The 7,996-nt window shown below is 74.8% G+C and carries 7 protein-coding genes, 1 tRNA gene and 1 pseudogene; 8 read left to right on the top strand and 1 reads right to left on the bottom strand.

The features are described from left to right. Window positions 1-321: 321 nt before the first annotated feature. The 6 genes from PV721_RS38420 (at window position 322) to PV721_RS38395 (ending at window position 4,499) form a co-directional block, all read left to right on the top strand. Window positions 322-1,059: a hypothetical protein gene (locus PV721_RS38420; RefSeq protein WP_319732748.1), complete on the top strand. Its 738-nt coding sequence runs from the start codon at window positions 322-324 to the stop codon at window positions 1,057-1,059. A 36-nt stretch (window positions 1,060-1,095) separates the two neighbouring features. Next, entirely contained in the window at window positions 1,096-1,632 is a 537-nt protein-coding gene (locus tag PV721_RS38415; RefSeq protein WP_319732746.1) for an alkaline phosphatase family protein, read from the top strand. Then, the gene (locus tag PV721_RS38410; protein WP_319732744.1) at window positions 1,602-2,141 is read left to right on the top strand and encodes a hypothetical protein; all 540 of its coding nucleotides are present in this window, start codon (window positions 1,602-1,604) and stop codon (window positions 2,139-2,141) included. Before PV721_RS38415 ends, PV721_RS38410 begins: the two co-directional genes overlap by 31 nt. Before the next feature lie 130 nt (window positions 2,142-2,271). Further along, window positions 2,272-3,051 (top strand): HAD-IIA family hydrolase, encoded by a 780-nt coding sequence (locus PV721_RS38405; protein ID WP_319732742.1) that lies wholly within the window; start codon window positions 2,272-2,274, stop codon window positions 3,049-3,051. A gap of 114 nt (window positions 3,052-3,165) precedes the next feature. After that, window positions 3,166-3,774 (top strand): hypothetical protein, encoded by a 609-nt coding sequence (locus PV721_RS38400; RefSeq protein WP_319732740.1) that lies wholly within the window; start codon window positions 3,166-3,168, stop codon window positions 3,772-3,774. A 65-nt stretch (window positions 3,775-3,839) separates the two neighbouring features. Beyond that, window positions 3,840-4,499: a class F sortase gene (locus tag PV721_RS38395; protein ID WP_319732738.1), complete on the top strand. Its 660-nt coding sequence runs from the start codon at window positions 3,840-3,842 to the stop codon at window positions 4,497-4,499. A gap of 63 nt (window positions 4,500-4,562) precedes the next feature. On the opposite strand, the gene PV721_RS38390 is transcribed toward PV721_RS38395, so the two are convergent. Beyond that, window positions 4,563-4,636 (bottom strand) — tRNA-Lys (locus PV721_RS38390). 226 nt (window positions 4,637-4,862) lie between these two features. Between PV721_RS38390 and PV721_RS38385 the strand changes: the two genes are divergently transcribed. Together PV721_RS38385 and PV721_RS38380 are read left to right on the top strand one after the other, a co-directional pair. Further along, on the top strand, window positions 4,863-6,215 hold the full coding sequence (locus PV721_RS38385; protein ID WP_319732750.1) for a peptidoglycan-binding protein: 1,353 nt from the start codon (window positions 4,863-4,865) through the stop codon (window positions 6,213-6,215). A gap of 1,469 nt (window positions 6,216-7,684) precedes the next feature. Next, window positions 7,685-7,996 (top strand): annotated as a pseudogene (locus PV721_RS38380) (hypothetical protein); the annotation flags it as partial.

Below are 7,996 nucleotides of genomic sequence, written 5' to 3'. Positions count from 1 at the left end.
GTTTGGGCGGTGTTTTTGTTTTTTGTTCTATCGTGCCGGGCCCCCGCGGTCGTTACCCCTTTAAAGTGTCGGCAGGGTTGAATGTGTATAAAAGACCGGGCCTGGGGGGAGCGCCCCGGCACACACCCGGCCCCGCCGGGGCCGACCTGGCCGCCGGGTCCTGTGGGGGGTTGACCCGTCCGGCGATCGGGCGTAAACCGGAACGGCTCAGGCGTGGCGCGTGGGGTGGGGGTCCGCGGGCGTGGCACGGTGCGGGCAGGGCCAGGGTGATTGTCACCTGGTCTGATCATCGTCCCGTCCGGCGAGCAGCGAAGGTCTTCCATGCGACTGCGCAAAGCCCTTGCCCTCACCGCCGTACTCGTAGCCACCACCGCCCCCACCGCGGCCGCGGACATCGGCACCGGCGGCGGAGCCCGGCCCGCACCCGCGCTGCCCTCCCGCGCGCACGCCACCTGTGGCGACGGGAAGAGCCACGCCTTCCCCATCGGGGCGCGCATCCGCGGCGGCCCGGCCGTGTACCGCACCGGCGGCGACCCGCAGACCTGGTACCTGGACCTGACCAACACCACGGACTCCGAGTGCACGGCCATCCACCCCGTCGTCGTCTTCACCGACAAGGCCCGCACCTTGCGTCCCGCCCACCTGCGGATGGAGTTCGACGCGCCGGGCGGCACCTTCCCCGTCAGCCTGGAGCGGAGCGACCGCGACGAGATCATCGCCGTCTTCGACGGCGGCGACGCCTTCCCCGGCTTCACCGTCGGCCCCGGCGGCTCCAAGACCGTCAGAGTCGGCCTCGCCTTCGCCCCCGACGCCCCCACCGGGGAGGTCGTCGCCGACGCCGCCCTCGTCCAGCGCAAGGGCGACGACGGCGACTGGGTCGGCGAGGCCGGCGGCTACCGGTTCTCCGTCGAGGGCCCGGAGGATCCCGTCGAGGCGGGCTCCCTCGCCCACACCGGCCCGCGCGAGTGGGCGTACGGAGCCGGTGCCGTCGCCGCCCTCGCCGCGGGCGCCGGGCTCCTGCTGGGAGCCCGGCGGCTGCGCACCGCCGATCGCCGCTGATTGCCCCCCGCCCCAGGTTCCGCCGGGGACGGGTGTGTGCCGGGTGCCCGCAGGGCGTCGAACGCAATCCCCTCGGCGAAGATCGCCGCCGCGGCCGCCGCCGAGCTGCGCGACCAGAACCCGGACGCCGCCTTCGTCTACCTCGGCGAGATCGACGCGGCCGGCCACTCCTACGGCGCCTCCAGCCAGCAGTACCTCGACACCATCGCCCGCGTCGACGGGCTGGTCGGCCAGCTGCTCAGCGCCGTCCGGAACCGCCCGACGTACGCCCAGGAGAACTGGAAGGTCCTGGTCACCACCGACCACGGCCACACCAACTCCGGCGGCCACGGCGGCTCGACCATCCAGGAGCGCGGCACCTTCGTCATCGCCAAGGGCGCGGGCATCCCGGCCGGTTCGGTCCGCGACGACGTGAAGCTGGTCGACGTGGCCGCGACCGCGCTCGCCCAGGTCGGAGTCGCCGCCCCCGGCATCGACGGAGTCCCGCTGAACGCCCCGGACGACGACCCTTCGACGGCCTGCGCCCGAACCTCCAGGCGCGCGTGGACGAAACGGGCATCCCGGCGGGGGTGAAGGGCTTCACGCACACCCCGCCCGCGGGCTGGTCCGTCGACAACTCCAACATGGGAACCGGCGGTGTCACCGAGTGGGCCGGCTGGGCCTTCGCGACCGACGAGTTCTGGAGCCAGGCGCAGCGCGACCAGTGGCGCGAGCTGAACGTCCGCTCCCGCGACGTCTTCGCCGTCGCCGACTCCGACGAGCGGGACGACAAGAGCCACACGGGCACCTTCGACTCCACCCTGATCACCCCCAAGTGGGCGGTCACCGGCGGCAGCACGCGCAACCTGACCTTCCAGACGCACTACCGCCAGGAGTCCGGCCAGAGCGCCCAGGTCCTCGTCTCCTACAACGGCGGCGCCCCGACCGTCGTGAAGTCCTACACCGCCGACGCCGACGCCGTCGCCAAGGCCGAGTCCCTCGCGCTCCAGGTCCCGGCCGGCGCCACCGACGTCCAGATCCGCTTCCGCTACAGCGGGAACAACAACTGGTACTGGACCGTCGACAACGTCCGCCTGAGCTGATCCAGGCCCCCGCGGTCCGGGCTGTGGACGGCCGACGCGGCCACGGCCCGGCCCCGTTAGGGTGGTACAGACCAGAGGTCAGAGGTCAGTGGTCAGTGGTCACAGGCCACCGAGAGCGGAGAACAGTCCCGTGGCAGAGCGCAAGCCGATCGAATCCTGGCTCACCGACATGGACGGGGTCCTCATCCACGAGGGCACCCCGATCCCCGGCGCCGATGCCTTCATCAAGCGGCTCCGCGAGTCCGGCAAGCCCTTCCTGGTCCTTACCAACAACTCCATCTACACCCCCCGCGACCTCCAGGCCCGCCTGTCCCGCATGGGTCTGGACGTGCCCGTCGAGAACATCTGGACCTCCGCGCTGGCCACCGCGAAGTTCCTCGACGACCAGCGCCCGGGCGGCACCGCGTACGTCATCGGCGAGGCGGGCCTGACCACCGCCCTGCACGACATCGGCTACATCCTGACCGACCACGAGCCCGACTACGTGGTCCTGGGCGAGACCCGCACGTACAGCTTCGAGGCGATGACGAAGGCGGTCCGCCTGATCAACGCCGGCGCCCGCTTCATCTGCACCAACCCCGACGAGACCGGCCCCTCCACCGAGGGCCCGCTCCCGGCCACCGGCGCGGTCGCCGCGCTGATCACCAAGGCGACCGGCAAGAAGCCGTACTTCGCCGGCAAGCCCAACCCGCTGATGATGCGCACCGGCCTGAACGCCATCGGCGCGCACTCGGAGACCAGCGCGATGATCGGCGACCGGATGGACACGGACGTGCTGGCCGGCCTGGAGGCGGGCATGCAGACCTTCCTCGTCCTCACCGGCCTGACCTCGATCGCGGACACCGAGAAGTTCCCGTACCGCCCGACCAAGACCGTCGACTCGATCGCGGATCTGGTCGACCTCGTCTGAGGCGTACGGCCGACGGGGCGTACCGCGTTTGAGGCGGACGGCTGACACGTACGGCGCCGTTCCGGATGCGGAGCGGCGCGTCGCGCGTGAATCTCCTTGACGAGGAGGTTCACCATGCGCAGTGTCCCGATCGCTCTCCGCGCCGCCGCCGTTTCCGTCGCCCTGGCGGCGTTCTCCGCGGTGACCGCGCCCACCGCCCTCGCGGGCGAGGAGGACCGCGGCCACCGCGGCAGCATCACGGTCGACCCGGATCCGGCCCACCCCGGAGCGCAGGTCAAGCTGCGCGTCAACGGATGCGACGGCACCAGAGGGGCGGCCAAGTCCGCCGTCTTCGTCGCGGACGTCGACCTCTACGGCCGCGACGGCGGCCGAAGCCCGCTCTACGGCGAGGCGACGATCAGCTCGCACGCCTCGCCCGGCTGGCACTCCATCCGGGTGATGTGCGACGGCCACGAGAAGGTCAGCGGCTCCGTCCAGATCTCCCCGTACCGCCACCCCTCCCACCACGCCTCGCCGGTCTGGCCCGTCCACGCGGGCGGCGGCGGCATGTCCGCCGAGCTCGCGGAGCAGGCCGGGCCGGTCGACGTCGCGGCCAAGAGGGACCAGGACGACGGCGGCCCGAGCCTGCCGCACACGGTGATCGGCGCCGTACTGGCCGCCGTCGCCACCCTGGCCGTCGCGGGCCGGGCGCTGGCCCTGCGCCGCCGCCGCAGCGGCGAGTGAGGTGAGCGGCGGATGAGGGGAGCGGTGGATGAGCGGGGGCCGGACGGTGGACGGGCGGGGGCCGGATGAGTGAGGCCAAGGCTTCCGCCGGCGGCCGGCTGCTGACCTTCGCGGCCTGGTCCGTGCTGGTGCTCGGCCTGTGGCTGTGGGGCCGCCAGCTCGCCGTGGCACCCGCCCCGCCCACCGGCCCGGCCGGCGGGGCGGTGGGCCTGGGGCTGCCGGCCGCGCACGCCCCGCTCGCCGCGGCCCTGCCCCAGCGCGTCGACGTGCCCTCCATAGGCATCCAGGCCCCGGTGATCTCCCGGGGCCTGGACAAGGACGGCGCGCTGGAACCGCCCCCGTACGACAGCCCGGGCACGGTGGGCTGGTGGGGCAAGGGCGTCCAGCCGGGCACGGCAGGGACGGCCCTGATGGTGGGGCACGTGGACACCCGCTCCAAGCCGGCGGTGTTCTACGGCCTGAGCACGGTGCAGCCGGGTGACAAGGTGCGGGTGGTGCGGGCGGACGGATCGGTCGCCGAGTTCACGATCGAGGACGTACGGGTCTACGAGCGCGCGGCCTTCGACGCGCACGAGGCGTACGGCCCGCGGGTCCGGGGCCGGGCGGAGCTGAGGCTCGTGACCTGCGGGGGGACCTACGACAAGGCGGCCAAGGAGTACACGGCGAACGTGGTGGTCTCCGCCTACCTGACGGGCGTGGGAACCCGCCAGGGCACGGCGGTCTGACCCCGGTCGGCCGGGAAACGAAGAAGCCCCCGCAGCTTTCGCTGCGGGGGCTTCCTCCGTCTGTGCGCCGCCAGGGACTCGAACCCCGGACCCGCTGATTAAGAGTCAGCTGCTCTAACCAACTGAGCTAGCGGCGCTTGCTGACAGGGAAAACTCTACCCCACCTCCGCTGGTGCTCGTGACCAGCCACGCCCGCCTTGTCCGATTAACCCATGTTTAAGGGGTTTATCGTGCACGATATGTCTGCGCCGTGCACATCTGATGCTTTATCAGATGTGGGCCCGGCCGACCAGTGGACGAGCAGGGGACGAGCAGGGGAGTGGACGGATCCGCATGACGATGCAGCCTCCGACGCATGTGCAGATGCCGATGCCCGCTTTCGAGGAGTACGAGCCCGCGGGCGACTGCGTGTGCCGGGGATGCGCCCAGCGCCGCCGTTCCCTCGCCCGCGCGCGGGCCATACCGCTGCGGGACGGGGGGCACCCCGCGGCCCGCGGGGCCCGGCGGGCGCTGGTCCTGGCCACCGCCGCGGGAGTGGTCCTCGGCGGTGGCGGCACGGCCGCGGTGGCCGTGACCACCCCGGCCCCCGGTCCGGTGGCCCTGGACGACCCCGGCTCCCCGCAGGGCGGCCGGACCCCGCTGCACGGCCCGAAGGGCGGCCCGGTCGGGCTGCCCGGCTCCCCTGCCAAGCCCGGCGCCGTGAATCGCATCGACCGCACGACGATCATCAACCGGGCGAAACTGTGGCTGGACGCGCAGGTTCCGTACAGCATGTCCACGTACTTCACGGACGGCTACCGACAGGACTGCTCGGGCTACGTCTCCATGGCCTGGAACCTCGGCTCGAACGAGTGGACCGGCAGCCTCGACAAATTCGCCACGAAGATCACCAAGGATGATCTGCTGCCGGGGGACATGCTGCTCTTCCACAACCCGGCGGACCCCAACAACGGCTCGCACGTGGTCATCTTCGGCGGCTGGGTCGACGAGACACGCAACCACTACGTCGCCTACGAGCAGACGCGCCCCAACACGCGGAAGCTGGCCACGCCCTACGGGTACTGGAGCAACGCGGCCAAGTACGTCCCGTACCGGTTCAACGGGGTGACGGGCGGGGTCGTTCCGGAGGCCCCGGGCGCGGTCCCCCCGGAACCGCCCGCGGCGGGCCCGAAGCCGGGCGACCCCAAGGCCTTCCCGGGGGCGGACAAGTTCGCCCCGGGCGCCTCGAACGACTCCGTGGAGCAACTGGGCCGGATGCTGATCGAGCGCGGCGCGTACCGCTTCTACCCCAAGGGGGTGGCGGACCGGACGTGGAGCGACCACGACAAGCTGGCCACCCAGGCCTTCCAGCGCGCACAGGGCTGGTCGGGCGCGGACGCCGACGGCATCCCCGGCGCGCACACCTGGCGCCTGCTCGTCGAGAAGCAGGGCGCCGACATCCCCCCGGTGGTGGGCGTGGCGCCGGGTCCGGGCGGGGTAGGGGCCTTCCCCGGGTCCGCGGTGTTCCGCCCGGGCCAGTCGCACGCGGCCATCGAGGCCCTCGCCCGGCAGCTGCGCAAAAAGGGCTTCGGCAAGTACTACACGTCCGGCCCGGACCCCCGCTGGGGTGAGGCCGACCGCCGCAACGTCGAGGCTTTCCAGCGCGCGCAGGGCTGGCGCGGCGCCTCGGCCAGCGGCTACCCGGGCCCGGAAACCTGGCGCCGGCTGTTCGCATGACGGAGGTAACGATGTTCCCCACGCGCACCACCTCGACGACGGGCACCCTCCGCGTACCGCCGACGGCACCCGCGCCACACGCCCACCCGACGCGGACGGCGCCGCCGGCGCCCGCCGCCGTCGCCCCGACCGCACAGCCGCCCGCGTGGGCGACGGCGCCTGAGCCCGCCGCCGCCCCGGTCGGCCCCGGGTGGGCGCCACCGTCCGCACCCGACCGCGCGCCCGCGGCCGCATCCGCCCCCGGCCCGAATTCCCGTACGGCATCGGTCGCGGGGCGCGCACACCCGACGTGGGCGACCGCGGAGCCGCCCCCCGCCGCCGTCGCCTCGAGCGGCCCCGCCCGCGCTGCGCAGTCCGCTCCCGCACCCGCGTCCGTGCGCCGCCCGGAGCCGGAGCCGGTCCCCGGCGCGGACTCCGGCAGGGCGTCTGCCGTCGCCCAAGGTGGACTCGGCCTCGGCGCGCCGTCCGCGCCGGTCCCCGCACCCGCACCCGCGTCCGTGCCCCGCCCGGACCGGGCGTGGACGGCGGAGCCGGAGTCCGCACGCGCTGCCGCGGCGGTATCCGCGCCCGGCCCGCACGCCCGCCCGGCGCCGGTCCCCGGCCCGGATCCCCGTACGGCGCCCGCCGCCGCCCAAGCCGGACCCGACCGGGGCGCGCCGTCCGCGCCGGCACCCGAGCCCGCGCCCGGATCCGCGTCCCATGCGGATGCCCGTACGGAACCGCCCGCGGAGCCGGAGTCCGCACTCGCTGCCTCGGCTACCTCCGCGCCCGGCCCGGATCCCCGTAGGGCGTCCGCCGCCGCCCAAGGCGGACCCGACCGGGGTGTGCGGTCCGCGTCGGTATCCGAGCCCGCGCCCGGATCGGCGTCCCGCCAGGAGTCCCGAACGGCACCGGAAGCGCCGCGCTCCTACCCGGGGTGGACGGCCGAGCCGGGGCCCGCGCCCGCACTCGCTCCCGCGGCCTCATCCGAGACCCGCTCGGATCCCCGTACGGCACCGTCCGCGCCGCACGCCCGCCCGGCGTGGGCCGCGGAGCCGGAGCCCGCCGGCGTCGCCCCGAGCGGCCCCGCCCGCGCCGCGCAGTCCGTTCCCGCAGCCGCGTCCGTGTCCCGCCGGGACCCGGCGCGGGCCGCGGAGCCGGCCGTGACCGCGCCCGGCCCGCACGCCCGCCCGGCGCCGGCGCCGGTCCCCGGAGCGGATCCCCGTACGGCGTCCGCCGTCGCCCAAGCTGGGCCCGGCCGGGGCGCGCCGTCCGCGCCGGTACCCGAGCCCGCGCCCGGATCCGCGTCCCGCTCGGAGCACCGCACGGCGTCGGGGGCGGGGCGCCCGCACCCGGGGCCCGCCGGCGTCGCCCCGAGCGGCCCCGCCCGCGCCGCCCAGGCCGTTCCCGCAGCCGGCTCCGTGTCCCGCCCGGACCCGGCGTGGGCGGCGGAGGCGGCGCCTGAGCCCCGGCCGGGTTCCCGTTCGGCGTTGGACGCGCCGCGCGAGCACCCGGCGTGGGGGGCCGAGGCCGAGGTCGTGGCCCCGGGCTGGCTCGGCTCCGCCGCAGCGGCGGCCGTGGTCGTGGGCGCGCCGCGCGAGGAGGCCGGGCCGAGTGACCCCGCCGAGACCTCGTTCGGCCGGGACGCGGCCCCGGTGGTGCGTTCGGCGCAGGCCGACGAACCGGTACCCCCGCGCGGATGCGAGGTGCCGGCGGCGCGGGCCCAGTCCGAGTCCGAGCCGCCGGCAGCCGCGGCGGCCCCGGAGATCCCGCACCCGCAGGACGCGGAGGCCCGGGCCGGG

The sequence above is a fragment of the Streptomyces sp. MB09-01 genome (genome assembly GCF_033794505.1).
In the GTDB taxonomy this organism is placed as follows: domain Bacteria; phylum Actinomycetota; class Actinomycetes; order Streptomycetales; family Streptomycetaceae; genus Streptomyces.
This window is presented reverse-complemented; position numbering and strand designations above follow the sequence as displayed.

What these genes read in the sequence shown, in the direction of transcription:
- PV721_RS38420 (WP_319732748.1), top strand. Translation starts at nt 322, where the DNA reads ATGCGACTGCGCAAAGCCCTTGCCCTCACCGCCGTACTCGTAGCCACC.
- PV721_RS38400 (WP_319732740.1), top strand. Translation starts at nt 3,166, where the DNA reads ATGCGCAGTGTCCCGATCGCTCTCCGCGCCGCCGCCGTTTCCGTCGCC.
- PV721_RS38385 (WP_319732750.1), top strand. Translation starts at nt 4,863, where the DNA reads ATGCCGATGCCCGCTTTCGAGGAGTACGAGCCCGCGGGCGACTGCGTG.
- PV721_RS38395 (WP_319732738.1), top strand. Translation starts at nt 3,840, where the DNA reads ATGAGTGAGGCCAAGGCTTCCGCCGGCGGCCGGCTGCTGACCTTCGCG.